The 24,660-nt window shown below is 54.8% G+C and carries 23 protein-coding genes and 1 tRNA gene; 19 read left to right on the forward strand and 5 right to left on the reverse strand.

From position 1 onward, the window contains the following. Nucleotides 1–27 precede the first annotated feature (27 nt). The 13 genes from KGP26_RS02650 to yedF all read left to right on the forward strand — a co-directional run bounded on the left by KGP26_RS02650 (nt 28) and on the right by yedF (nt 13,936). Nucleotides 28–104, forward strand: a tRNA-Met gene (locus KGP26_RS02650). A 217-nt stretch (nt 105–321) separates the two neighbouring features. Next, nucleotides 322–774 carry a ribosome maturation factor RimP gene (gene rimP / locus KGP26_RS02655; RefSeq protein ID WP_024529072.1) on the forward strand — a complete coding sequence of 151 codons (453 nt, stop codon included), beginning with the start codon at nt 322–324 and terminating at the stop codon, nt 772–774. A 21-nt stretch (nt 775–795) separates the two neighbouring features. Further along, complete coding sequence (nusA, locus tag KGP26_RS02660; RefSeq protein WP_021179051.1) at nt 796–2,304, forward strand: transcription termination factor NusA; 1,509 nt, start codon at nt 796–798, stop codon at nt 2,302–2,304. Between the two features lie 23 nt (nt 2,305–2,327). Continuing rightward, nucleotides 2,328–5,015: a translation initiation factor IF-2 gene (gene infB / locus KGP26_RS02665; RefSeq protein ID WP_021807516.1), complete on the forward strand. Its 2,688-nt coding sequence runs from the start codon at nt 2,328–2,330 to the stop codon at nt 5,013–5,015. Nucleotides 5,016–5,085: 70 nt separating this feature from the next. Next, nucleotides 5,086–5,496: a 30S ribosome-binding factor RbfA gene (gene rbfA, locus KGP26_RS02670; protein ID WP_021179053.1), complete on the forward strand. Its 411-nt coding sequence runs from the start codon at nt 5,086–5,088 to the stop codon at nt 5,494–5,496. Continuing rightward, nucleotides 5,496–6,440, forward strand: coding sequence for a tRNA pseudouridine(55) synthase TruB (gene truB, locus KGP26_RS02675; protein WP_021807515.1), 945 nt, complete (start codon nt 5,496–5,498; stop codon nt 6,438–6,440). The genes rbfA and truB overlap by 1 nt, the downstream gene beginning before the upstream one ends. A 115-nt stretch (nt 6,441–6,555) precedes the next feature. Then, nucleotides 6,556–6,825, forward strand: coding sequence for a 30S ribosomal protein S15 (gene rpsO / locus KGP26_RS02680; protein ID WP_010279698.1), 270 nt, complete (start codon nt 6,556–6,558; stop codon nt 6,823–6,825). Between the two features lie 240 nt (nt 6,826–7,065). Continuing rightward, on the forward strand, nt 7,066–9,186 hold the full coding sequence (pnp, locus tag KGP26_RS02685; RefSeq protein WP_021179055.1) for a polyribonucleotide nucleotidyltransferase: 2,121 nt from the start codon (nt 7,066–7,068) through the stop codon (nt 9,184–9,186). 129 nt (nt 9,187–9,315) lie between these two features. Then, nucleotides 9,316–10,200 (forward strand): lipoprotein NlpI, encoded by an 885-nt coding sequence (gene nlpI, locus KGP26_RS02690; RefSeq protein ID WP_021179056.1) that lies wholly within the window; start codon nt 9,316–9,318, stop codon nt 10,198–10,200. A gap of 123 nt (nt 10,201–10,323) precedes the next feature. After that, nucleotides 10,324–10,398, forward strand: coding sequence for a protein YrbN (gene yrbN, locus KGP26_RS30370; RefSeq protein ID WP_223499600.1), 75 nt, complete (start codon nt 10,324–10,326; stop codon nt 10,396–10,398). Further along, nucleotides 10,388–12,346, forward strand: coding sequence for a DEAD/DEAH family ATP-dependent RNA helicase (locus tag KGP26_RS02700; protein ID WP_024483375.1), 1,959 nt, complete (start codon nt 10,388–10,390; stop codon nt 12,344–12,346). Before yrbN ends, KGP26_RS02700 begins: the two co-directional genes overlap by 11 nt. 139 nt (nt 12,347–12,485) lie before the next feature. Further along, on the forward strand, nt 12,486–13,700 hold the full coding sequence (gene yedE, locus KGP26_RS02705; protein ID WP_021807513.1) for a selenium metabolism membrane protein YedE/FdhT: 1,215 nt from the start codon (nt 12,486–12,488) through the stop codon (nt 13,698–13,700). Beyond that, entirely contained in the window at nt 13,697–13,936 is a 240-nt protein-coding gene (gene yedF, locus KGP26_RS02710) for a sulfurtransferase-like selenium metabolism protein YedF (protein ID WP_021179059.1), read from the forward strand. Before yedE ends, yedF begins: the two co-directional genes overlap by 4 nt. Nucleotides 13,937–13,970: 34 nt before the next feature. On the opposite strand, the gene KGP26_RS02715 is transcribed toward yedF, so the two are convergent. Continuing rightward, a complete protein-coding gene (locus KGP26_RS02715; protein WP_059199546.1) occupies nt 13,971–14,996 on the reverse strand; it encodes an LLM class flavin-dependent oxidoreductase in 1,026 nt (341 codons plus the stop codon). A 203-nt stretch (nt 14,997–15,199) separates the two neighbouring features. Between KGP26_RS02715 and KGP26_RS02720 the strand changes: the two genes are divergently transcribed. Genes KGP26_RS02720 through KGP26_RS02730 form a run of 3 tightly spaced genes read left to right on the forward strand, consistent with a single transcriptional unit; the run spans nt 15,200 to nt 18,446 of the window. Then, entirely contained in the window at nt 15,200–16,171 is a 972-nt protein-coding gene (locus KGP26_RS02720) for an HlyD family secretion protein (RefSeq protein ID WP_021179061.1), read from the forward strand. Next, on the forward strand, nt 16,153–17,307 hold the full coding sequence (locus tag KGP26_RS02725; protein ID WP_021807510.1) for an ABC transporter permease: 1,155 nt from the start codon (nt 16,153–16,155) through the stop codon (nt 17,305–17,307). The genes KGP26_RS02720 and KGP26_RS02725 overlap by 19 nt, the downstream gene beginning before the upstream one ends. Next, on the forward strand, nt 17,304–18,446 hold the full coding sequence (locus KGP26_RS02730) for an ABC transporter permease (protein WP_021807509.1): 1,143 nt from the start codon (nt 17,304–17,306) through the stop codon (nt 18,444–18,446). Before KGP26_RS02725 ends, KGP26_RS02730 begins: the two co-directional genes overlap by 4 nt. A 35-nt stretch (nt 18,447–18,481) precedes the next feature. On the opposite strand, the gene KGP26_RS02735 is transcribed toward KGP26_RS02730, so the two are convergent. Together KGP26_RS02735 and KGP26_RS02740 are read right to left on the reverse strand one after the other, a co-directional pair. Continuing rightward, nucleotides 18,482–19,360, reverse strand: a complete 879-nt coding sequence (locus KGP26_RS02735) for a U32 family peptidase (protein WP_223664983.1) — start codon at nt 19,358–19,360, stop codon at nt 18,482–18,484. Nucleotides 19,361–19,368: 8 nt separating this feature from the next. Beyond that, nucleotides 19,369–20,364, reverse strand: a complete 996-nt coding sequence (locus KGP26_RS02740) for a peptidase U32 family protein (protein ID WP_021807507.1) — start codon at nt 20,362–20,364, stop codon at nt 19,369–19,371. A gap of 288 nt (nt 20,365–20,652) precedes the next feature. Between KGP26_RS02740 and KGP26_RS02745 the strand changes: the two genes are divergently transcribed. Beyond that, a complete protein-coding gene (locus KGP26_RS02745; RefSeq protein ID WP_024483381.1) occupies nt 20,653–21,174 on the forward strand; it encodes an SCP2 domain-containing protein in 522 nt (173 codons plus the stop codon). Further along, entirely contained in the window at nt 21,168–21,671 is a 504-nt protein-coding gene (locus KGP26_RS02750) for a GNAT family N-acetyltransferase (protein WP_024483382.1), read from the forward strand. The genes KGP26_RS02745 and KGP26_RS02750 overlap by 7 nt, the downstream gene beginning before the upstream one ends. Here KGP26_RS02750 and KGP26_RS02755 read toward each other — a convergent pair. Together KGP26_RS02755 and KGP26_RS02760 are read right to left on the reverse strand one after the other, a co-directional pair. After that, complete coding sequence (locus tag KGP26_RS02755) at nt 21,658–21,954, reverse strand: GIY-YIG nuclease family protein (RefSeq protein WP_024529059.1); 297 nt, start codon at nt 21,952–21,954, stop codon at nt 21,658–21,660. The two genes, KGP26_RS02750 and KGP26_RS02755, sit on opposite strands and share 14 nt — an antisense overlap. A gap of 26 nt (nt 21,955–21,980) precedes the next feature. Beyond that, nucleotides 21,981–23,000 (reverse strand): LacI family DNA-binding transcriptional regulator, encoded by a 1,020-nt coding sequence (locus tag KGP26_RS02760; RefSeq protein WP_037376528.1) that lies wholly within the window; start codon nt 22,998–23,000, stop codon nt 21,981–21,983. A 198-nt stretch (nt 23,001–23,198) separates the two neighbouring features. On the opposite strand from KGP26_RS02760, the gene ascF reads away from it, so the two are divergent. Further along, complete coding sequence (ascF, locus tag KGP26_RS02765) at nt 23,199–24,638, forward strand: PTS cellobiose/arbutin/salicin transporter subunit IIBC (RefSeq protein WP_179249616.1); 1,440 nt, start codon at nt 23,199–23,201, stop codon at nt 24,636–24,638. The last annotated feature ends 22 nt before the right edge of the window (nt 24,639–24,660 follow it).

Raw genomic sequence — 24,660 nt, forward strand, 5'->3', positions numbered from 1 at the left:
CAGCGTAATATTTGCCACGTTTTCGGACGCGGGGTGGAGCAGCCTGGTAGCTCGTCGGGCTCATAACCCGAAGGTCGTCGGTTCAAATCCGGCCCCCGCAACCACTTTCCTTTAAGTGTCTATTTTCAAATACACTTTTCGATTGAATTCCGCTTTTCTCGATCAACATTTGAAAATGACACTTGCTAGAAAGTTGCACCGAAGCCGCTTTGCGGCAAACAGGGTCCAGTTGCATAAAGCCCCGAATTTTCGGGGTTTTTTGTTATTTGGCAACAGAATCACTGGGCTATTAGGCCCTTTTTTTATGTCTTGGGGGTGGGCTTGTCCACATTAGAGCAAAAATTAACAGAGATGCTTTCCGCACCGGTAGAGGCGTTGGGCTTTGAGCTCGTAGGCATCGAATTTATTCGGGCGCGCCAATCGACACTACGCATCTATATTGATAGTGACAACGGAATCAATGTTGATGATTGCGCTGATGTCAGCCACCAGGTCAGCGCTGTGCTGGACGTCGAAGATCCGATTACGGTCGCTTACAACCTGGAAGTTTCCTCTCCTGGCCTTGAGCGCCCTATGTTCACCGCGGAACACTATCAACGTTTTCTCGGTGAAGAAGTCAGCGTTGTTCTGCGTATGGCGATACAAAACCGCCGCAAATGGCAGGGCATCATCAAGTCTGTAGAAGGCGAGATGATCACGGTTACTGTGGATGGGAAAGATGAAGTGTTCGCGCTGAGCAATATTCAGAAAGCGAACCTGGTACCCCACTTTTAAAGTTTGGATGAGGCAACTAGGATGAACAAAGAGATTCTGGCTGTTGTTGAAGCAGTTTCCAATGAAAAATCCCTACCACGTGAGAAGATTTTCGAAGCCCTGGAAACCGCTTTAGCCACCGCCACCAAGAAAAAATATGAGCAGGAAATCGAGGTCCGTGTCAGCATTGACCGTAAGACTGGCGATTTCGATACCTTCCGCCGTTGGGTTGCCGTTGATGAAGTGACCCAGCCAACGCGTGAGATCACGCTGGAAGCTGCACAGTATGAAGATCCGTCCATAGAACTGGGCGGTTATATCGAAGATCAGATCGAATCTGTGACCTTCGACCGTATCACCACTCAGACCGCTAAGCAGGTTATCGTACAGAAAGTGCGTGAAGCCGAGCGTGCGATGGTGGTTGACGCCTTCCGCCAACACGAAGGTGAGATCGTCACCGGCGTGGTGAAAAAAGTTAACCGTGACAGCATTGCGCTGGATCTGGGTAGCAACGCCGAAGCGGTCATTGGCCGTGAAGACATGCTACCACGGGAAAACTTCCGCCCAGGTGACCGTATCCGCGGTGTACTGTACGCAGTACGTCCGGAAGCGCGCGGTGCGCAACTGTTCGTCAGCCGTTCCAGCCCGGATATGCTCAAAGAGCTGTTCCGCATCGAAGTGCCGGAAATTGGCGAAGAAGTGATTGAGATTAAAGCGGCAGCCCGCGATCCTGGCTCCCGTGCAAAAATTGCCGTGAAAACCAACGACAAGCGTATCGACCCGGTCGGTGCCTGTGTCGGTATGCGCGGTGCCCGCGTCCAGGCCGTTTCGAGCGAGCTTGGCGGGGAACGTATTGATATCATCCTGTGGGATGATAACCCTGCACAGTTCGTCATTAACGCCATGGCCCCGGCAGATGTTGCCTCGATCGTGGTGGATGAAGATCGGTGCACGATGGATATCGCCGTTGAAGCCAGCAACCTGGCACAGGCGATCGGCCGTAATGGCCAAAACGTGCGTTTAGCTTCCCAACTGTTGAAACAGCATCGTGATGATGATCGCTGGGAACTGAACGTGATGACGGCGGACGATCTGCAGGCCAAGCATCAGGCCGAGGCTCATGCCGCCATTGATACCTTCACCAAGTATCTTGATATCGACGAAGATTTCGCCACCGTTCTGGTCGAAGAAGGCTTCTCTACGCTGGAAGAACTGGCTTACGTGCCAATCAAAGAGCTGCTGGAAATCGACGGTCTGGATGAAGATATGGTTGAAGCGTTGCGCGATCGCGCCAAAGCTGCATTGACCACGCTGGCCCTGGCACAGGAAGAAAGCCTGGGCGACCAAAAACCTGCTGATGATTTGCTCAACCTTCCAGGTCTTGAGCGCAGCATGGCCTTTAAACTGGCCGCGCGTGGGGTTTGTACGCTGGAAGATCTTGCCGAGCAGGGTGTTGACGATCTGGCTGATATTGAAGGGCTTAGCGATGAGCAAGCCGGCGAGCTGATTATGGCCGCACGTAATATCTGTTGGTTTGGCGACAACGCGTAATAACTGTAGCAGGAAGGAACAGCATGACGACAGATGTAACCGTAAAATCGCTGGCAGCAGAGATACAGACACCGGTTGATCGCCTGGTACAGCAGTTTGCTGATGCAGGGATCAACAAGTCTGAGACCGACTCTGTGACACAGCATGAGAAAGAAACCTTATTGGCGCACCTGAACCGTGAACACGGTAGTGCGCCAAGCAAACTCACGTTGCAGCGCAAAACGCGCAGCACCTTGAATATTCCGAGCACCGGCGGTAAGAGTAAATCGGTGCAAATTGAGGTCCGCAAGAAACGCACTTATGTAAATCGCGATCCGCAGGAAGCCCAACAGGCTGAAGCGGCTGAGCAGGCACAGCGTGAAGCGGAAGAGCAGGCAAGGCGCGAAGCGGAAGAGCTAGCGAAACGCGAAGCAGAAGCTAAGCGCGCAGCCGAAGAGCAAGCCAAACGTGAGGCCGCGGAGATTGCTAAGCGTAATTCAGCGGAAAAAGAAAAAGTGACCAATCAACATACCGACGAAATGACCAAGCCAGCTCAGGCAGAAAAAGCACGCCGTGAAGCCGAAGCCGCCGAACTGAAACGTAAAGCGGAAGAAGAAGTACGCCGCAAGGTGGAAGAAGACGCCAAACGCGTAGCGGAAGAAGCGCGCCGTATGGCCGAAGAAAACGGTGAGAAGTGGGCCGAAGCCGAAGCAGCAAGTGCTGCGGTTGAAACAGCCGACTACCACGTAACCACCTCCGAGCACGCTCGTGCTGCCGAAGACGAAAACGACGCCAAAGTTGAAGGCGAGCGCCGTAGCCGTACTCGCGGTGGCAAAGCGACCAAACAGAAGAAAGGCAACAAGCTCTCCGAGTCTAAAGCAGACCGCGAAGAAGCTCGCACCATGACCCGTGGCGGTAAAGGCAAGCGTAAGCCAAGCACCCTGCAGCAGGGCTTTAACAAGCCAGCTCAGGTAGTGAACCGTGACGTGGTGATTGGCGAGACCATCACCGTTGCCGAACTGGCTAACAAGATGGCGGTAAAAGGGTCTCAGGTCATCAAAGCGATGATGAAGCTGGGCGCCATGGCCACCATCAACCAGGTCATCGACCAGGAAACCGCACAGCTGGTTGCCGAAGAGATGGGCCACAAAGTTATCCTGCGTCGTGAGAACGAGCTGGAAGAAGCGCTGATGAGCGACCGTGACACCGGCGCAGGTGCCGAGTCTCGTGCACCAGTCGTGACCATCATGGGCCACGTTGACCATGGTAAAACCTCTCTGCTCGACTACATCCGCTCCACCAAGGTGGCAGTTGGCGAAGCCGGTGGTATTACCCAGCACATCGGTGCTTACCACGTAGAAACCGAAAACGGCATGATCACCTTCCTGGATACCCCAGGTCACGCAGCGTTTACCTCAATGCGTGCTCGTGGTGCTCAGGCGACCGATATCGTGGTTCTGGTAGTAGCAGCAGACGACGGCGTGATGCCACAAACCATCGAAGCCATTCAGCATGCTCAGGCGGCTAAAGTGCCATTGGTGGTTGCGGTTAACAAAATTGACAAGCCAGAAGCCGATCCAGATCGCGTTAAGCAAGAGCTGTCTCAGTATGGCGTTATGCCAGAAGAGTGGGGCGGTGAAGCTCAGTTCGTCCACGTATCTGCGAAAGCCGGTACCGGTATCGACGAACTGTTGAACGCTATCCTGCTGCAGGCCGAAGTTCTCGAACTGAAAGCGGTTCGTAGCGGCATGGCGAGCGGTGTGGTAATCGAATCCTTCCTGGATAAAGGCCGTGGCCCAGTGGCTACCGTACTGGTACAGGAAGGGACGCTGAACAAGGGCGATATCGTCCTGTGTGGCTTCGAGTATGGCCGTGTTCGTGCGATGCGTGACGAATTGGGCCGTGAAGTGACCTCTGCGGGTCCTTCTATCCCAGTTGAGATCCTGGGCCTGTCCAGCGTTCCTGCTGCGGGTGACGAAGCGACCGTAGTGCGTGACGAGAAGAAAGCGCGTGAAGTTGCGCTGTACCGTCAAGGCAAGTTCCGCGAAGTCAAACTGGCTCGCCAGCAGAAATCTAAACTGGAGAACATGTTCGCGAACATGACCGAAGGTGAAGTTTCTGAACTGAACATCGTGCTGAAAACCGACGTACAGGGTACCTGTGAAGCGATTTCCGATTCACTGCAGAAACTCTCCACCGACGAAGTGAAGGTGAAGATTGTGGGTTCTGGCGTAGGTGGTATCACCGAAACCGACGCGACCCTGGCTGCGGCATCCAATGCCATCATCCTGGGCTTCAACGTGCGTGCGGATGCTTCTGCCCGCCGCGTGATTGAGTCAGAAAGCCTGGATCTGCGTTACTACTCCGTGATCTATAACCTGATCGACGAAGTGAAGCAGGCGATGAGCGGTATGTTGGCGCCTGAGTACAAACAGCAGATCATCGGTCTGGCTGAAGTACGTGATGTGTTCAAATCACCTAAGTTCGGCGCTGTTGCCGGCTGTATGGTGACCGAAGGCAACATCAAGCGTCACAACCCAATCCGCGTGCTGCGTGACAACGTGGTTATCTATGAAGGCGAGCTGGAATCCCTGCGCCGCTTCAAAGATGACGTTAACGAAGTCCGTAACGGTATGGAATGTGGTATCGGCGTTAAGAACTACAACGACGTGCGCGTTGGCGACATGATCGAAGTGTTCGAAATCATCGAGATCCAGCGTACTATCGCTTAAGCCTCGAAAAACGCTTAAATCTGTTTTTAGGGGGGCCTTGTGCCCCCCGATTTGTCTGGAGGGTTTCCAAATGGCAAAAGAATTCAGCCGCGGTCAACGCGTGGCACAAGAAATGCAAAAAGAGATTGCGATGATCTTGCAGCGTGAAGTCAAAGATCCGCGTGTCGGCATGGCTACCGTTTCAGGTGTTGAAGTGTCTCGCGATCTGGCTTACGCCAAAGTTTACGTCACTTTCCTGAACGTGCTGACCGAAAACCACGATCCGGATCTGGTGACCAACGGCATTAAAGCGTTGCAGGATGCCTCTGGCTATATCCGTACGCTGCTGGGCAAAGCGATGCGCCTGCGCGTAGTGCCGGAACTGACCTTCTCCTACGACAACTCACTGGTTGAAGGCATGCGTATGTCCAACCTGGTGACCAACGTAGTGAAGAACGATGCCGAACGTCGCAATGCATCAGGCGATGAAGAGGAGGCTTAATGAGTCGCCCTCGCCGTCGCGGCCGTGACATTCACGGTGTACTGCTGCTGGACAAACCGCAGGGCCTGTCGTCTAACGATGCCCTGCAAAAAGTAAAGCGTATCTACAATGCCAACCGCGCGGGCCACACCGGCGCGCTCGATCCACTGGCGACCGGTATGCTGCCAATCTGTCTGGGTGAGGCCACCAAATTCTCCCAATATCTGCTCGATTCCGACAAGCGTTACCGCGTGATTGCCCGTTTGGGCCAGCGCACGGACACCTCGGATGCCGATGGTCAGATCGTGCAGGAGCGCCCGGTAAACTTCACCCAAGCGCAGCTCGATACCGCGCTGGACACCTTCAGGGGTAACATCCAGCAGGTGCCTTCGATGTATTCCGCACTGAAATACCAGGGCAAAAAGCTGTATGAATATGCTCGCCAGGGTATCGAAGTTCCGCGTGAAGCACGCAGCATCACCGTGTATGAGTTGCAGTTTATCCGCTGGGAAGGGGATGAGCTTGAGCTGGAAATTCACTGCTCAAAAGGCACCTACATCCGCACTATCACGGATGACCTCGGTGAGTTGCTGGGCTGTGGCGCACACGTGATTTATCTGCGCCGCCTGCAAGTGGCGAAGTATCCGATCGCCCGTATGGTCACGCTGGAACAGCTGAACGCGTTAGTGGAGCAGGCACAGGAGCAGAGTATCGCGCCGAGCGAACTGCTCGATCCGTTGCTGATGCCGATGGATAGCCCGGCTGAAGACTTCCCTGAGGTGAACCTGCTGCCAGCGGTAGCGGGTTACGTCAAACAGGGGCAGCCGGTGCAGGCCGCAGGGGCCCCGGCCTCGGGTCTGGTGCGCATTACCGAAGGCGAAGAACGTAAATTTATCGGCATTGGTGAGATTGCCGATGATGGCCGAGTCGCGCCGCGCCGCCTGGTTGTCGAATATTTCGACTGACCTGCCCGCCTTGCGATCGCCCTGCGCTAAGAGTAGAATGGCGCAGCTTATGCATTGGGTTGCTGAATTAGAGATCGGCGCCTGTATTTATTATCTATAATTCTGGAGTATGACAATGTCTCTAAGTGTTGAAGCTAAAGCTAAAATCGTAGCTGACTTCGGTCGTGGTACTAACGACAGCGGTTCTACCGAAGTTCAGGTTGCCCTGTTGACTGCGCAGATCAACCATCTGCAAGGCCACTTCTCAGAGCACAAAAAAGATCACCACAGCCGTCGTGGTCTGCTGCGTATGGTTTCTCAGCGTCGTAAGCTGCTGGACTACCTGAAGCGTAAAGATGTAGCACGTTACACCAGCCTGATCGAGCGTCTGGGTCTGCGTCGCTAATCGAGCAAGTTTCAGGAGAAAGGGGCCAAATGTGGCCCCTTTCTTCTAGGAAGCATAAGCAAATCAGGTTAATGTATTACTGAGGATCTTCCGTTACAGAGGTTCGCGCGGCTAATGAGAGGCTTTATCTCATGAGAGATAAGGATTGTCATTAGTCGCGAGGATGTAGTGAGAAGGTCAGTGAACCACAGGCGTGTCGAGTCGAAGAACGATTGCGCGCCCCCAATTAAGGATTAAATTTTGCTGACTCCGATTATTCGCAAATTCCAGTATGGCCAACACACCGTGACGCTTGAGACCGGTATGATGGCACGTCAAGCCACTGCCGCCGTGATGGTGAGCATGGATGACACTGCAGTATTCGTCACCGTAGTAGGCCAGAAGAAAGCCAAACCAGGCCAGAGCTTCTTCCCTCTGACCGTGAACTATCAGGAGCGTACCTACGCTGCTGGCCGTATCCCGGGTAGCTTCTTCCGTCGTGAAGGCCGCCCGAGCGAAGGCGAAACCCTGACTTCCCGTCTGATCGACCGTCCGATCCGCCCACTGTTCCCAGATAGCTTCCTGAACGAAGTGCAAGTGATCGCTACCGTGGTTTCCGTGAACCCACAGGTGAACCCAGACATCGTAGCGATGATCGGTGCCTCTGCTGCCCTGAGCCTGTCCGGTATTCCGTTCAATGGCCCAATCGGTGCTGCACGCGTGGGTTACATCAACGATCAGTACGTACTGAACCCAACTACCGATGAGCTGAAAGAAAGCCGTCTGGACCTGGTGGTTGCCGGTACCGCTGGTGCAGTACTGATGGTGGAATCCGAAGCTGACGTGCTGAGCGAAGATCAGATGCTGGGCGCAGTCGTGTTTGGCCATGACCAACAGCAAATCGTTATCGAAAACATTAACGCTCTGGTTGCCGAAGCTGGCAAGCCGAAGTGGGATTGGCAGGCACCTGCAGTTAACGAAGCGCTGCATGCGCGCGTAGCTGAGCTGGCTGAAAGCCGTCTGGGCGATGCTTACCACATCACCGAAAAACAAGAGCGTTACGCTCAGGTTGATGCGATCAAAGACAGCGTAGTGGAAACTCTGCTGGCGCAAGACGAAACTCTGGACGCGTCTGAAATTCAGGACATCCTCGGCACCGTTGAGAAAAACGTCGTACGTAGCCGTGTGCTGCGTGGCGAGCCGCGTATCGATGGCCGTGAGAAAGACATGATCCGTGGTCTGGACGTGCGCACTGGCGTTCTGCCACGTACCCACGGTTCCGCACTGTTCACCCGTGGTGAAACTCAGGCGCTGGTTACCGCCACTCTGGGTACCGCGCGTGACGCACAGAACATCGACGAGCTGATGGGCGAGAAAACCGACAGCTTCCTGTTCCACTACAACTTCCCTCCGTACTCTGTTGGTGAAACCGGCATGGTAGGTTCACCGAAGCGTCGTGAAATCGGCCATGGTCGTCTGGCAAAACGTGGCGTTTTAGCTATGATGCCTAAACCAGAAGATTTCCCGTACACCGTACGTGTGGTGTCTGAAATCACCGAATCCAACGGTTCTTCTTCAATGGCTTCCGTTTGTGGTGCTTCTCTGGCACTGATGGACGCAGGTGTGCCAATCAAGGCCGCCGTTGCGGGTATCGCAATGGGCCTGGTGAAAGAAGAAGAAAACTTTGTCGTACTGTCTGATATTCTGGGTGACGAAGATCACCTGGGCGACATGGACTTCAAAGTGGCCGGTAGCCGCGAGGGTATCACCGCGCTGCAGATGGACATTAAAATTGAAGGTATCACCCGCGAAATCATGCAGGTGGCTCTGAACCAGGCCAAGGGTGCGCGTCTGCACATTCTGGGCGTGATGGAACAGGCTATCAGCACGCCGCGTGGCGATATCTCTGAGTTTGCACCGCGTATTCACACCATCAAGATCAATCCAGACAAGATCAAAGATGTGATCGGTAAAGGTGGCTCAGTCATCCGTGCGTTGACCGAAGAAACTGGCACCACCATCGAAATTGAAGATGACGGTACAGTGAAGATTGCTGCAACCGACGGCGACAAAGCGAAGTTCGCTATCCGCCGCATCGAAGAGATCACCGCTGAGATCGAAGTTGGCCGTGTGTATCAGGGTAAAGTGACCCGTATCGTTGATTTTGGTGCCTTCGTGGCCATCGGCGGCGGTAAAGAAGGCCTGGTGCACATCTCTCAAATCGCTGACAAGCGCGTTGAGAAAGTGACCGACTATCTGCAGATGGGTCAGGAAGTCCCGGTTAAGGTAATGGAAGTTGATCGCCAGGGCCGTGTGCGTCTGAGCATCAAAGAAGCTACAGCGCCAGAATCCGCTGCGGCTCCTGCACCAGAAGCAGAATAACTGTATCAGCAGTTTTACAGCTCCCTGCCGTTAGGGTTGGGGGCTGTCCTTATCGCGTGGGTAGGATACTCGCGTATTAGCAAGCGGAGGACAGGACGTTCATCCAATGTTTGTCTTCGGGAGTGGGAAATGAAGCCTTTCTTGCGCTGGTGTTACGTTGCGACAGCACTATTGCTGGCAGGATGCAGCAACCATGATTGGCGTAAAGACGAAGTTCTGGCTATTCCGTTGCAGCCTACGCTGCAGCAGGAAGTGATCCTGGCGCGCATGGAACAAATCCTTGCCAGCCGGGCATTAACGGACGATGAGCGAGCACAGCTTTTATATGAGCGCGGTGTGCTGTATGATAGCCTTGGTTTACGTGCTCTAGCGCGCAATGATTTTTCACAAGCGCTAGCGATACGTCCTGATATGCCAGAAGTTTTCAACTACCTGGGCATTTACTTAACGCAGGCAGGCAATTTTGATGCTGCCTATGAAGCGTTTGATTCTGTACTAGAGCTTGATCCAACTTACAATTACGCGCGTTTAAACCGGGGCATCGCACTGTATTATGGCGGCCGCTTCCCGTTGGCGCAGGATGATCTGCAGGCGTTTTATCAAGACGACCCAAACGATCCCTTCCGTTCGCTGTGGCTTTATCTGGTGGAGAGAGAAATCGATCCCAAGATGGCTACCGTATCGCTCCAGCAGCGTTATGACAAATCGGACAGAGGGCAATGGGGATGGAATATTGTCGAATTCTACCTGGGCAAAATCAGCGAAAAAACGCTGATGGAACGCCTCAAGGCAGATGCAACGGATAACACTTCGCTCGCTGAGCATCTCAGTGAAACTGACTTCTATTTAGGTAAGCACTACCTAAGTCTGGGGGACAAGGACACCGCTTCGGCGCTGTTCAAACTGACGGTGGCTAACAACGTTCATAACTTTGTTGAGCACCGCTATGCATTGTTGGAATTGGCGCTGTTGGGCCAAGAACAAGACGACCTATCGGAATCGGACCAGCAATAGCTGACGGACACTTATCAGCCTGATTTACATTGGTTTTTTGACCAAAGTAATCGCCTTAACGGGCGAGGGCTTTTTTGTCTGTTTTATAATCTAATTTGAGCCGGTTCACACTTTTCAATGAAAATGACTGAAAATTTTCTCGACGAGTTATGTAGACTGGCTGCCATTATTAATGAGGCACGTGTACATGACTACTGAGCTTGAAACCTCTTTTGCTGACCTGGGGCTGTCTGCTCCGATCATTGCTGCCCTGACCGATCTGGGCTACGAAAAACCATCACCGATCCAGGCTGAGTGTATTCCTCACCTGTTGAACGGTCGCGACGTGCTGGGCATGGCGCAGACCGGTAGTGGTAAAACTGCGGCGTTCTCGCTGCCCCTGCTGCACAACCTCGATGCAGCCCTGAAAGCACCACAAATCCTGGTACTGGCTCCAACCCGCGAACTGGCGGTTCAGGTAGCTGAAGCCATGACCGATTTCTCCAAGCACATGCATGGTGTTAACGTGGTGGCCCTGTACGGTGGCCAACGTTATGACGTGCAGCTGCGCGCTCTGCGCCAGGGCCCGCAAATCGTAGTAGGGACCCCAGGCCGTCTGCTGGATCACCTGAAACGTGGCACCCTGAACCTTTCTGGCCTGAAAGGCCTGGTTCTGGACGAAGCCGACGAAATGCTGCGCATGGGCTTTATCGAAGACGTAGAAACCATCATGGCGGAGATCCCGGCTGAACATCAGACCGCGCTGTTCTCTGCGACCATGCCGGAAGCGATCCGTCGTATTACCCGTCGCTTCATGAAAGATCCACAGGAAGTGCGCATTCAGTCCAGCATCACTACTCGTCCAGACATCAGCCAGAGCTACTGGACCGTGCAGGGCATGCGTAAAAACGAAGCGCTGGTGCGTTTCCTGGAAGCGGAAGATTTTGACGCGGCGATCATCTTCGTACGTACCAAAAATGCGACCCTGGAAGTGGCTGAAGCGCTGGAGCGCAGCGGTTACAACAGCGCCGCACTGAACGGTGATATGAACCAGGCGCTGCGTGAGCAGACCCTGGAGCGTCTGAAAAGTGGCCGTCTGGATATTTTAATCGCCACCGACGTTGCCGCTCGTGGTCTGGACGTTGAGCGTATCAGCCTGGTAGTAAACTATGATATCCCTATGGATTCAGAGTCTTACGTTCACCGTATCGGCCGTACCGGTCGTGCGGGCCGTGCTGGCCGCGCGCTGCTGTTCGTAGAAAACCGCGAACGCCGCCTGCTGCGCAACATCGAACGCACCATGAAGCTGACCATCCCTGAAGTCGAGCTGCCAAACGCAGATCTGCTGGGTGAGCGCCGCCTGGCCAAGTTTGCCGCTAAAGTTCAGCAGCAGCTGGAAAGCAGCGATCTGGATATGTACCGTGCGCTGCTGGCTAAGCTGCAACCGGGTGAAGATCTGGATATGGAAACGTTGGCCGCTGCACTGCTGAAAATGGCACAGGGCGAGCGCCCTCTGATCCTGCCACCCGATCCAGTGTTCAAACCGCGTCAACGTCGTGAGTTCAACGACCGTGATGATCGCGGTGGCGAGCGTAGCAACGACCGTCGTCGTGATGCACGTCCAGACAGCCGTGATGGTGGCGCTGAGCGTCCACGTCGCGAACGCCGTGACGTGGGTGAAATGCAGCTGTACCGCATTGAAGTTGGCCGTGATGACGGCGTGGAAGTTCGTCATATCGTTGGCGCGATCGCTAACGAAGGTGACATCAGCAGCCGTTACATCGGTAACATCAAGCTGTTTGCTTCCCACTCCACCATCGAGCTGCCAAAAGGCATGCCGGGCGAGATCCTGAATCACTTCACTCGCACCCGCATTCTGAACAAGCCGATGAACATGCAACTGCTGGGCGATGCACAGCCGCATGAACGTCGTGAGCGTCCTGCCGGTGGTAACGGTGGTGAGCGCCGTGGCGGTGCCCGTCCATTCAACGGCGAGCGTCGCGAAGGTGCACCAGCACCACGCCGTTCTTTCGGTGAGCGTCGTGAAGGCGGTAATGCTGCCGGTGGCGAACGCCGTGGCGGTAACTTCAACCGTGACAAGCCAGCACCACGCCGTGACGATGCAGCAGCTCCTGCCGCACCACGTCGCCGTTTCGGTGATGCATAACCGTTGATTTGACCGTATACGGTTAATCAAATTAAGAAACCAGTCTTCGGACTGGTTTTTTTTTGCCTGGCATCTCAGTTAATACCGCTAAAGGGCGTATCATTCGCAAGGTTTATCTTACGGATGCACAGGAGCTGCCGTGAACTGGCAACAATTCAAATCTCAATACCTGGTGCGCTTTTGGGCGCCTTTACCGGCGGTGATCGCAGCCGGGATCCTCTCGACCTATTATTTCGGCATGACCGGCACCTTCTGGGCGGTCACCGGTGAATTTACCCGCTGGGGCGGCCATATCTTGCAGTGGTTGGGTTTCCACCCCGAGCAGTGGGGCTACTTTAAGGTGATCGGCCTACAGGGCACACCACTCGATCGTATCGATGGGCGCATGATAATCGGTATGTTTGCGGGTTGTATCGCAGCCGCGCTGTGGGCCAACAACATCAAATTACGCATGCCACAGCACCGCATCCGCATTGCACAGGCGTTGCTTGGCGGCATCATCGCCGGTTTTGGTGCGCGTTTGGCGATGGGGTGTAACCTGGCGGCCTTCTTTACCGGTATTCCACAGTTCTCGCTGCATGCCTGGTTTTTTGCGCTGGCAACGGCGGCGGGTTCTTACTTCGGTGCCAAATTCACCTTGCTGCCGATGTTCCGTATTCCGGTCAAGCTGCAAAGAGTGAAAGCGGCCTCACCGTTGACGCAAAAACCTGAGCAGGCACGCCGCCGTTTCCGTTTGGGAATGGTGATTTTCTGCCTCACGGTGGCTTGGTCATTATGGACGTTATTTGATGCGCCGAAACTCGGCATTGCCATGCTGTTTGGTATCGGTTTTGGTCTGCTGATTGAACGGGCACAGATCTGCTTTACCTCAGCGTTCCGCGATCTGTGGATCACTGGCCGTACGCATATGGCCAAAGCGATTATTATCGGCATGGCGGTCAGCGCCATCGGCATCTTCAGCTATGTGCAATTGGGCGTCTCGCCGAAGATCATGTGGGCCGGGCCCAATGCGGTACTGGGCGGCCTGCTGTTTGGCTTCGGTATTGTGCTGGCGGGCGGCTGCGAAACCGGCTGGATGTATCGTGCGGTAGAAGGCCAGGTCCATTACTGGTGGGTGGGGTTGGGCAACATTATCGGCGCCACGCTGTTAGCCTACTACTGGGACGATCTGGCGCCAGCCCTGGCGACCAACTACGACAAGATTAACCTGCTGGATACCTTCGGGCCGATCGGCGGCCTGCTGGTGACCTATCTGCTGCTGGCCATAGCCTTTGCCGCGATGCTGTGGTGGGAGAAACGCTTTTTCCGCGCCAAGCCAGATGCGCAGGTGGTGAATTTAAGGAGTGAAGCATGAAACAGACCGAGATCGTGCCGGATTACCGGTTGGATATGGTGGGAGAGCCTTGTCCTTATCCGGCGGTGGCTACGTTAGAGGCTATGCCGCAGTTGAAACCGGGCGAAATACTGGAAGTGATCAGCGACTGCCCGCAGTCAATCAATAATATTCCACTCGATGCCCGTAACCACGGCTACAAGGTGCTGGATATTCAGCAGGATGGGCCAACCATTCGTTACCTCATCCAGCGTTAATCGAACAAGGGCACCATTACGGTGCCCTTATCATTCATCCCTTCACTAAGTCGCCTTTCACCCCGGCAACAATCTCAAACGACCGTAAACGCGCCTGATGATCGAAAATCTGGCCGTTAACCATGATCTCATCCGCACCGGTTTCACGCAGCAGGCTTTGCAGGCCATGGCGGATGGTGCTTTCGCTACCGACGATCGACATGCGCAGTGCCTGATCGACGCCATACTGCTCGCCTGCTGTCCACAGCGCGTGGATATTATCGACCGGCGGTGGCAGTGGGCCTGGTGAGCCACGGCGCAGGTTGATAAACTGCTGCTGCATGGAAGTGAACAGGAAACGGGCGTTTTGATCGCTGTCTGCGGCGACCACGTTGACACACACCATCGCGTGCGGCTGCTGGCATTGCTCAGACGGCGTAAAGTTCTCACGGTACACATTCAGTGCCTGGAACAGCATATCTGGCGCAAAGTGCGAGGCGAAGGCAAACGGCAAGCCGAGCTGTGCCGCCAACTGCGCACTGTACAGGCTGGAACCCAACAGCCAGATTGGCACATGTAACCCTTGGCCCGGTACGGCCTGCACTGCTTGCCCCGGCTGTACTTCGCCAAAGTAATGTTGCAGTTCCTGCACGTCACGCGGGAAGTTATCTACCTCGCCAGAGAGGTGGCGACGCAGCGCCATCATGGTGCGTTGGTCGGTACCCGGTGCCCGGCCAAGCCCCAGATCGATACGCCCAGGATAGAGAGATTCCAAGGTGCCGAACTGTTCGGCGATCACCAGCGGCGCATGGTTTGGCAACATCACGCCACCTGAACCGAGGCGAATGCTCTGCGTACCGGAGGCTAAATAACCCAGTAATACCGACGTCGCGGCACTGCCGATGCCGGTCATATTGTGGTGTTCCGCTAGCCAGTAGCGCTGATAGCCCCACTTTTCGGCATGTTGCGCCAAATCCAGCGAGCAGTGAAACGCATCGCGTGCCTTGGCTCCCTGAGGGATCGGGGATAAATCCAGTACCGAAAGCGGTACCCGTGTGTGTTCAGTCATTTCATCGTCCATTGTGCTTATTAGGTTGATCGCTTAAAGGGCGATTGCAGGGATCTGCAACTAAAAAAGCGATTATGCTTTTTGTGTTAAAAGCATAATCGAAAATACGGTTATAAAAGGGGATATATGTGCTCGCAATATCCTTATGAGAATAATGGTTTTTTTACAGCTATGATGGTTTTTGTTTGCACGCTGATGTTCAAGGGGCTGAAGTAATGAAGAAGAAGACGCTGTTTACCCTGCTGCTGATGGGGATAGCTATCGCCATGGCGGTGCTATTCCGCGCGCATAATCAGGATTTGTTGTTGCAGGGCGAAGTGGATGCCCCCGAAGTGATCGTCGCTTCCAAAGCCAAGGGCCGGGTGATCGAGCGCCTGGTAGAGCGCGGGGACGATGTGAAAACCGGGCAACTGCTGCTGCGGCTGGAAAGCCCGGAACTGATGGCCCAGCTACGTTCGGCGCAGGCTTCGCGGGATGAGGCCCAAGCGCAGTTGGACCAATCGCTGCATGGCACCCGTGAAGAAAGCATCCGTAACCTGCGGGCCAATCTGGCACAGGCCGAGGCGCAATACCAGAATGCCCAACACGATTACGACCGTAACCTGAGCGTTGCCAGCAAAGGTTATGTATCCAAATCTGAATTGGACAGCTCACGCCGTGCGCGTGATACCGCCTATCAACAGGTGCAGGCCGCCAAAGCCAATTTGGACGAAGGCATCAATGGCGATCGCATTGAACTGCGGCAGAAATATGAAGCAGCCCTGCGGGCCTCCGAGCAAGACCTGCTAGAAATTCAGGCCCAGACCGACGATCTACTGGTTAAAGCTCCGGTTGATGGCGAAGTGGGGCCGATCCCGGCTGAAGTCGGTGAGCTGCTCAACGCCTCCAGCCCGTTGATGACGTTGATCCGCGTACCGGATGCCTATTTCGTGTTTAACCTGCGGGAAGATATTCTGGCGCATGTCCGCAAGGGGGATAAGGTCCAGTTGCGCGTCCCAGCGTTGAAAGACCAAACGATCGAGGCAGAAGTGCGCTATATCGCCCCGTTGGGGGATTACGCTACCAAGCGTGCCACGCGAGCCACCGGTGACTTTGATCTGAAAACCTTTGAAGTTCGTTTGTATCCGTCGCAGCCGATAGATGGCCTGCGCCCAGGGATGAGCACCTTATGGCAATGGAAAGAGTAAGGGCAGGTTGGCGCTGCTTCAGCCACGCGTTCAGCAACGAGTGCCGCATCGCTTTTCGCCGGCCGGTGGTGCACTGGCTGGGATGGATCTTCCCGTTGATCCTGTTTGGCCTGATCAGCAGTAACTTCTCGGAAGGGACCTTGCTCGATCTGCCGGTCTCGGTGGTGGATAACGATCACAGCCCGCTATCCAAAAATCTGATCCGCAAGCTGGATGCGGGTTCTCATGCCCATGTGCAAGCCTATGACGGCGGTCTTGATGAGTCGTTGCGCCGTCTGCGTAGCGCGCAGGATTATGCTTTGCTGTCTATCCCGGCCGATTTTGAGGCGGACGCGCTGGCGGGCAATCAGCCGAGCGTGGTGCTGTATTACAACGCGCTGTTTTACGGTGCCGGGCTGTATTCTACTCAAGATTTCAGCGGCCTGATGGCCGAGGCCAACGCCAATTACCGCTCGATCATTGCCGGGGCCATGGGCAAGTCGCTGCCGCCGCTGGCGGATGTCACCCTCAACTACGGCAGCCTGTTCAATGCCAGTGGCAGCTATATCTATTATCAGCAGTTTGCCGCTACCATTCATATGCTGCAGCTGTTTGTGGTTACCTGCATGATTTACGTGATGGCGCGCAGTAAGTCCTTGCTGAAAGCCAAGCCCTTTAGCCTGGCCCTGCTGGGGAAACTGGCCCCTTACACCCTGTGCTTTACCACTTTGCTGATGGTTGAGATTGCTGCGCTGGTGGGCATTTTTGACGCTCGCGTCAGCGGCAACCCGCTGTTTATGCTGATGATTGGCTTCTTCTACGTGATGGCGGCACAAAGCATCGGCCTGTTGCTGTACACCTTTACCGGCAGCGCCATTACCGCCTACACCCTGATTGGCATGTTGGTGAGTATTGCACTGACTTTCTCTGGCATGGCAGTACCCGAGCTTTCCATGCCGCTACCCGCACGCATCATCTCCAATATCGAGCCTCTTACCCACGCACTGTACGCCATGTTCGACGTCTTCCTGCGTCAGGTGCCCGCCAGCGCCATCCTCAGCGTATGTGCGCTGCTGATTGTCTACCCGTTGGTGACCGCACTGTTGGTGCGTAACCGGCTGCTGAAGCGGCTGGCAAAAGAGGAGACGGTGGGATGAAAAGCTATTGGCTCACCTTCCGCAAAGTATTGACGAGCATGTTGGAACGGCCGATGTGGCTAATGTTGATCCTGTCGTTGTGCATCATGAGCACGGTTTATGCCAACCGCACGGTGTGGGATCTACCGGTGGCAGTGATCGATCAGGATCACAGCACCGCCAGCCGCCAGCTTATCCGCCAGTTGGATGCCACCCCGAAGATCGCCATCCAAACTTACGACAGCCTGGACGAGGCAAAACGCGATCTGGGTTGGCGCAAACTGTTTGCAGTGATCATCATGCCGGTGGATCTGGAGAAGAAGATCCTCAATGGCAAAAACATTGAGATCCCGGTGTTCGGTGATGCCACCAACCGGCTGGCAAACGGCCAGATCCAGCAGGACGTGGTGGCGGCTTACCAGCAGTTGCTCGGCCAGTACAACACCTCACTGTTGATGCGAAGTGGGTTCAGCGAACGGCAGGCTCAGGTGATCATGATGCCGATCCAGAGCCAAACGCTGGACGTATTCAACCCCGGTATCAGTTTTGCGGCGATTATCTTCCCAGGGTTGTTAGTGATGTTATTGCAGCACTCGCTGTTGATTGCCTGCGTGCGCGTCAGCATTGTGTTGAAAGGAACGCCGGGCGGCAAACCGTCGCTTCCTGTTTATCTGGGGGGGCTATCGGCCCTGTTGCCGATCTGGCTGTTCCTGTCGATTGTGTTATTTGTGCTGTGGCCCTGGGTTTTGGGCTATCGACAGACTGCGACGATCCCCGAGATCTTGCTGCTGACCTTCCCGTTCCTGCTTGCGGTGCTTGGGCTAGGCAAGCTGGTAACCGAATGCTTGCGCAGCGTGGAAATGATCTACCTGACGCTGTCGTTTATCACCACCCCGGTGTTTTACCTTTCTGGCACCATCTGGCCGCTGCAAGCGATGCCGCAGTGGGTCAGGGCGATTTCATCGATGATCCCTTCAACCTGGGCGACCAAAGCCATTGCTGGCGTGAATCAGATGGGGCTATCGCTGCGTGATGTCGGCGGGGACGTGGCCATGCTGCTGCTATTGGGGGCGATTTATACGCTGATTGGTATTGGCGTTGGAGCCGTGCGTAACCGCGTGGGGCTGCGCAATCTATTTCGTAAACGTCGGGCTTCCTGATAACCATGGGGCCAGAATGCTGGCCCCATGAGTTATTACTGCACCAGCTCCAACCCGGCTACGCGCCGCCAGTAACCGTTGCATTCGGTATGGTCGGTTAACGTCAGCGGCTGCTGACCTTGCTCATTAGCTCGGAAGCTGTCGAGCATCGCCAGTGTTTCTACGCCCTGTGGCGACAGGCGTACAATATCCACCAACCCCTGCATGCTGGTCAGTTCGTTGCCCAGGTTGTAGCAGTAGCCACTCATGGTCTGAATACCGTTGAGCACAAACACCTGTTGGTTCTCTTGAGAATTGACGATGCGCCCCTGCGGATATTTGATGCAGCAGGTTTCGCATTCATCCTTGCCCCGGTTTTCCGAGCGTGCAGTAAAACAGCGCGCCGAATAGGCCAGTGGCAAGTGCCCGTAACTTAACACTTCCACTTCAAACCCCTGGCGGAACCCTAACTCATCACATTGCTGCAATAAATTGACCAGCCAGTCGCGTGAAAGCTCTACCGGCATGCACCAGCGCATCATGCCCTGCTTGTGCAGCAGGCGCAGAGTGTAGGCGTTGTAGCAATTGAGGGCATGCCCGGCGACAAACGGCAAACCGCGATCGGCGGCCATATTCACCGTACCAAGATCGTTGGCTTCGATCAGGAATTCGCCGTTCTCCACATAACGCTTCAGCTCATTCAGCTCTGAGGGTGCCTGTAGCAAAGCCAAGGTAGAGATCACCACCTGCTTACCCGATTTGGCGATCTCCTGCGCCAGCGCCAGCCAGTCACCTACTTTCATTTCACGCCGTTTGGTGCAGACGCTCTCGCCAAGATAGATAATATCGGCGCTGCTGCTTATCGCCTGCTGATAGAAGGATTCTATCTCGCTGTTTGGCCAGTAGTAGAGCACCGGGCCTAATGCATATTTCATGGTTTCTCCTACTGCCATTTGCGGTGGTACGCGCCAAGCGTGGTCTGGGTGCCTTCGGACATTGCGCCGAGCGTTTCCATCCAGGCTGCGTCGGCTGTATAGCCAGCCGGGTTGGCCATACAGCGATCTATGGCCTGGCGCCAGACGCGCGCAACCTGGCTGACATAGGCAGGGCTGCGTTGGCGGCCTTCAATCTTCACCGAGGCAATATTGGCGGCCAGTAGCTCTGGCAGCAGCTCCAGCGTATTCAGGCTGGTGGGCTCTTCCAGCGGGTGATAGAGCACGTTATCCACCAGATAGCGGCCTTTGCACAGCGTTGGGTAACCGGCGTTTTCGCCGTCCTGATAACGGTCGATCAGTACGTCATTCAGGCGCGATTCCATCCCCTGCGGTGTTTGTTGCCAGCGTACAAAGCGGGCAGGTGAGCAGGCGCCCACGGTGTTAGGCGATTCCCCGGTCAGATAAGAGGAGAGGTAACACCGCCCTTCGGCCATGATGCACAGGCTGCCAAAGGCGAACACTTCCAACGGTACTGGGCTGGTGCGTGATAATTGCTTCACTTGGTGCATCGACAGCACACGAGGCAGCACCACGCGGGCCACATCAAAGTGGCGTTGATAAAAACGGATGGCTTCTTCATTGGTCGCAGAGGCTTGCACCGAAACATGGCGCTCCACCTGCGGATAACGTTCCGCTGCGTACTCCAGCATTGCCAAATCAGCCAGGATCAGCGCGTCGGCACCCAACTGGGCGGCCATATCCACGGCTCTCTGCCAGCGTGCGTAGCCATCGGGGTGAGCAAAGGTGTTGATGGCGATATGCAGCTTGCGGCCATGCCGGTGCACATAGTCAGCCGCTTCCTGCAGCTTCTTCTCGGTAAAGTTCAGCCCGGCAAAGTGGCGCGCATTGGTATCGTCTTTCAGGCCGATGTAAACGGCGTCTGCGCCATTATCTACCGCGGCTTTCAAGGCCGGCAGGTTGCCAGCGGGGCAAAGCAGCTCCATAGATCTATCCTGATCCCAGCCATATACCTGGCCAGGTATATGCTGTGATAAACGTTGCCGGGCCATTGATTCGCCTGGCAATGATGTAAAAGGGGAGACAATTTTAGTGAACCCGAGGTTAACAAGCTTTGATTTGAGGCAGCTTCTGGCGTATTGATATTCAAGCGGTAACTTGAAATCTGTAGGGAAAGATGAGCGTTAATTGCACCATTTGTTGATATAGACCGGTTACGCGTAGCCGCAATGTGGCAAAATAACCTCAGACTGAGTAGAAAGGAGTGAATAACAGTGTTGGAAAAACTACGAGCACGCATTGTGCGTCAAGGGCCGTCGCTGTTGCGCGTACCGTTAAAATTCACGCCGTTTGCTCTGCAGCGTCAGGTTTTGCAACAGGTGCTGAGCTGGCAGTTCCGTCAGGCGCTGGCTGAGGGGGATCTGGAGTTTCTCGAATCGCGCTGGCTGAAGATTGAAGTGCGCGATCTGGCACTGCAATGGTTTATGACGGTAGAAAACGATAGGCTGGTGGTGAGCCAACAGGCTGAGGCGGACGTCAGCTTCAGCGGCGAAGCCAACGATCTGATCTTGATTGCGGCACGTAAGCAAGATCCCGACACGCTGTTTTTCCAGCGTCGGTTGCAGATTGAAGGAGATACCGAATTGGGCCTGTATGTAAAAAATCTGATGGACGCTATCGATCTGGATGCGATGCCTACGCCGTTACGCGTTGGGCTGCTGCGGTTAGCGGACTTTGTGGAAGCCGGTTTGCAGGAGGGCACGGCGCAAACTTCCCGTGTGCCGCAGCCATGCTGATCCGCGTTGAAATTCCGGTGGATGCCGCAGGTATTGATGCGCTGCTGCGTAACGCCTTTGGCCGTGATGACGAAGCCGAACTGGTGCAACAACTACGTGAAGACGGGTTGTTGACGCTGGGCATTGTTGCCACCGACGAAGAGGGTGGCGTGGTAGGTTATGCTGCATTCAGCCCAGTTGACGTTGCGGGCGAGGATCGCCAATGGGTTGGCCTTGCGCCGTTGGCGGTAGAGGAAAGCCTGCGTCGTCAAGGGCTGGCCGAAAAGCTGGTTTACGAAGGGTTGGATGCGCTGAATGAGTTCGGCTATGCCGCCGTGGTGGTGCTGGGCGAACCGGCTTACTACGGGCGCTTCGGCTTTAAAACGGCTGCCCAGTTCGATCTGCATTGCCGCTGGCCAGGAACGGAAGCCGCATTCCAGGTTTATCCGTTGGCGGAAGATGCACTGAGCGGTGTGAATGGGCTGGTGGAGTATTCGGCGCCCTTTAGTCGCTTTTAACTACCGGTAGCAGGTATTCCAATGAGAGGGGCGGATTCACTATCAGCTCCTCTTTTTGTTTTTTGCTCAACTGTTTCACCCGATACTCCAGCCGCAAAGCCATTGAGCGATCCCCCACCTGGCAGTGAAAAACCAGTTCCAGCTCCCCTTTGCCACGTAGGGCTTTGGCTCCTTTACCGGCCTGATGCTGCGCCGCTCGCCGGGCGACGTCTGTCGTGATACCGGTGTACAGCATCCCGCTTGGCATTCGCAGCATATAGAGATGCCAGGTTGTTTCAGTCATAACGGCCTGCGTAATGGTTCAAAGAGTTACTTATGCCAAAAAGGCCCAACGGCTACAGAATCCCTAACCAGCAGCTCAGAAGTAAAAACGTTGTCCTTCGACAGATAGCCGCCGTCGAGCATAGCGATCAGCCGGTCGATCACTTCGCTCATCATATCGCTCACCGGGTCTTTAACGCTGGATAACGCGGGGGAGAGATAGGGAGCCGTTGGAATATTATCGAAGCCGATAACCGAGACGTCATTGGGCACGGCAATGCCCGCCTCGTTCAATTTCTTGATGGCACCAACGGCCATATCATCGTTGCTGGAGAGTACCGCGCTAAAGGTGATTTTCTCCTTGAGCAAGGACTCCATCGCCGCCGCACCGCTGGCTGGCGTCCACTTTCCTTTGATGATGAGCTTATCATCCGGTTCGATATCGTATTGATTTAAGGCTTCTTTATGGCCGGATAGTCGCTCAATCGCCGTTGGCGAATCCAGTGAACCGGTAATAAAGGCGATATTCCTGTGGCCCTGCTCAATCAGGTATTTTGTTGCCTTAAAACTGGCCCCTTTGTGGTCGCAGCAGATGCAGTGGCTTTGGTGTTTTCTCAGCCTGCGGTTAACCACCATGATAGGTTGCTTGTGTTGCTCGATGATGTCGTCCATCGCTTCGATGGTTAAGAAACGCGGGTAGATGATGATGGCGTCGCAGCGTAAATCGAGCAGGAATCGGATCGCCTCTTGCTCTTCTGCGGCACTGTGTTTACCGTCCACCAGGATCAACTGGCGGCCGTTGTCCTCCAGCTTTTGCGCCGCCTGGGAAAGTATTTCACTGAAATAACTGCCGTTATAGAGGGTGTTGGTGACCACCAGACCAATGCACTGGGATTTATTGGTGGCCAGATTTCTCGCCAGCAGATTAGGACGATAACCCGCCTCTTCGATGGCTTTAAACACCTGATCTTTGGTGGCTTCGCTGACGTACCCTTTGCCGGAAAGAACGCGTGAAACAGTGGCTTTTGAGACGCCTGCCTTTTTTGCCACTTCCTGCATGGTAGACATAGGGTTTTCCCGGCTTTTAACAATTATCCCCATTCTACACATTCCGCCGCATTAGAGCAGAGCCCTTGCAGCTTCTCGAACCCATTCATGTCGATCACAATCACAAAATAGACAATAAAAAAATTTATAGGTTGATCTGCAATCTAAATATCAACACTCTTGTGTGAAACCGGTTACCTATCTATGAGAGTTGTCCTCATGTCTAAGAATTATGCGGCAGTATCAAGATCGATAGTGGATGCAGTTGGGGGAGCGAGTAACGTCGCGGCGGTGACTCATTGCATGACGCGTTTACGCTTTGTGCTCAACGACGACACCCTTGTTGATGCCGCCAGGCTGAAGGCAATTGGCGGCGTACTGGGCGTGGTAAGAAGCGAAAATCAGTGCCAGGTGATCATTGGCAACACCGTTTCACAGGCCTATGCCGAGGTGTTGAAACTGTTGCCCGAAGGGTCGGTAGTCCAGCCACCTGCGCCGGAAAAGAACAAGATCACTCTCAAACGTATTGGTGCGGGGATCCTGGACGCGCTGATTGGCACCATGTCACCGCTGATCCCGGCCATTATCGGCGGCTCGATGGTGAAACTGCTCGCCATGATCCTCGATATGACCGGCGTGTTCGGCAAAGGCTCCTCGACGCTGATTATCCTCAACGTCATTGGCGACGGGGCGTTCTTCTTCCTGCCGGTGATGGTTGCCGCTTCCGCAGCGGTGAAATTCAAAACCAATATGTCGCTGGCGATCGCCATTGCCGGGGTACTGGTTCATCCCGCATTTATCGATCTGATGGCGAAAGCCGCGCAGGGCCAACAGGTTGAATTTATGGGCATACCGGTCACGGCGGTAAAATACACCTACACGGTGATCCCGGCGTTGTTCATGACCTGGTTGCTCTCCTACATTGAAAGATGGGTAGATCGCATCACGCCAGCCGTGACGAAAAACTTCCTCAAACCGATGCTGATCGTGCTGATCTCTGCGCCAATCGCCATCCTATTGATTGGCCCACTGGGCATCTGGATTGGTAGCGGCATTTCCGCGCTGGTGTACACCATTCACAGCTATCTGGGGTGGTTATCCGTAGCGATTATGGGCGGGCTATGGCCGCTGCTGGTGATGACCGGGATGCACCGCGTATTTACGCCAACCATCATTCAAACCATCGCGGAAACCGGCAAAGAAGGCATGGTGATGCCCTCTGAAATTGGTGCCAACCTCTCGCTGGGCGGTTCATCGTTGGCGGTAGCCTGGCGGACCAAAAACCCGGAGCTGCGTCAGACGGCGCTGGCCGCTGCGGCATCGGCGATTGTGGCCGGGATTTCCGAACCCGCGCTCTACGGGGTGGCAATACGCTTGAAGCGCCCGCTTATCGCAGCGCTGATCAGTGGTTTTGTCTGCGGCGGCGTGGCCGGAATTGCCGGGTTGGCGAGCCACTCGATGGCCTCTCCGGGTCTATTTACCAGCGTGCAGTTCTTTGATCCGGCCAACCCAATGACCATTGTCTGGGTGTTTGGCGTGATGATTTTGGCGGTGGTGCTTTCCTTTATCCTCACGCTGTTGCTGGGCTTTGAAGATATCCCGGTGACTGAAGAGGTGGAAAGCGAAAAAGCCAAATCGGCGCCCGCGTTATCCGTATAACCTGTTGTAAAAATGCATATTT

The sequence above is a fragment of the Serratia sp. JSRIV002 genome, assembly GCF_019968725.1.
Classification (GTDB): domain Bacteria; phylum Pseudomonadota; class Gammaproteobacteria; order Enterobacterales; family Enterobacteriaceae; genus Chania; species Chania fonticola_B.

What these genes read in the sequence shown, in the direction of transcription:
- KGP26_RS02725 (WP_021807510.1), top strand. Translation starts at nt 16,153, where the DNA reads ATGGCAATGGAAAGAGTAAGGGCAGGTTGGCGCTGCTTCAGCCACGCG.
- KGP26_RS02730 (WP_021807509.1), top strand. Translation starts at nt 17,304, where the DNA reads ATGAAAAGCTATTGGCTCACCTTCCGCAAAGTATTGACGAGCATGTTG.
- nusA (WP_021179051.1), top strand. Translation starts at nt 796, where the DNA reads ATGAACAAAGAGATTCTGGCTGTTGTTGAAGCAGTTTCCAATGAAAAA.
- rpsO (WP_010279698.1), top strand. Translation starts at nt 6,556, where the DNA reads ATGTCTCTAAGTGTTGAAGCTAAAGCTAAAATCGTAGCTGACTTCGGT.
- ascF (WP_179249616.1), top strand. Translation starts at nt 23,199, where the DNA reads ATGTCTAAGAATTATGCGGCAGTATCAAGATCGATAGTGGATGCAGTT.
- KGP26_RS02755 (WP_024529059.1), bottom strand. Translation starts at nt 21,954, where the DNA reads ATGACTGAAACAACCTGGCATCTCTATATGCTGCGAATGCCAAGCGGG.
- rbfA (WP_021179053.1), top strand. Translation starts at nt 5,086, where the DNA reads ATGGCAAAAGAATTCAGCCGCGGTCAACGCGTGGCACAAGAAATGCAA.
- KGP26_RS02760 (WP_037376528.1), bottom strand. Translation starts at nt 23,000, where the DNA reads ATGTCTACCATGCAGGAAGTGGCAAAAAAGGCAGGCGTCTCAAAAGCC.
- truB (WP_021807515.1), top strand. Translation starts at nt 5,496, where the DNA reads ATGAGTCGCCCTCGCCGTCGCGGCCGTGACATTCACGGTGTACTGCTG.
- infB (WP_021807516.1), top strand. Translation starts at nt 2,328, where the DNA reads ATGACGACAGATGTAACCGTAAAATCGCTGGCAGCAGAGATACAGACA.
- KGP26_RS02715 (WP_059199546.1), bottom strand. Translation starts at nt 14,996, where the DNA reads ATGGACGATGAAATGACTGAACACACACGGGTACCGCTTTCGGTACTG.
- KGP26_RS02735 (WP_223664983.1), bottom strand. Translation starts at nt 19,360, where the DNA reads ATGAAATATGCATTAGGCCCGGTGCTCTACTACTGGCCAAACAGCGAG.
- KGP26_RS02720 (WP_021179061.1), top strand. Translation starts at nt 15,200, where the DNA reads ATGAAGAAGAAGACGCTGTTTACCCTGCTGCTGATGGGGATAGCTATC.
- nlpI (WP_021179056.1), top strand. Translation starts at nt 9,316, where the DNA reads ATGAAGCCTTTCTTGCGCTGGTGTTACGTTGCGACAGCACTATTGCTG.
- yedF (WP_021179059.1), top strand. Translation starts at nt 13,697, where the DNA reads ATGAAACAGACCGAGATCGTGCCGGATTACCGGTTGGATATGGTGGGA.
- KGP26_RS02740 (WP_021807507.1), bottom strand. Translation starts at nt 20,364, where the DNA reads ATGGAGCTGCTTTGCCCCGCTGGCAACCTGCCGGCCTTGAAAGCCGCG.
- KGP26_RS02700 (WP_024483375.1), top strand. Translation starts at nt 10,388, where the DNA reads ATGACTACTGAGCTTGAAACCTCTTTTGCTGACCTGGGGCTGTCTGCT.
- KGP26_RS02750 (WP_024483382.1), top strand. Translation starts at nt 21,168, where the DNA reads ATGCTGATCCGCGTTGAAATTCCGGTGGATGCCGCAGGTATTGATGCG.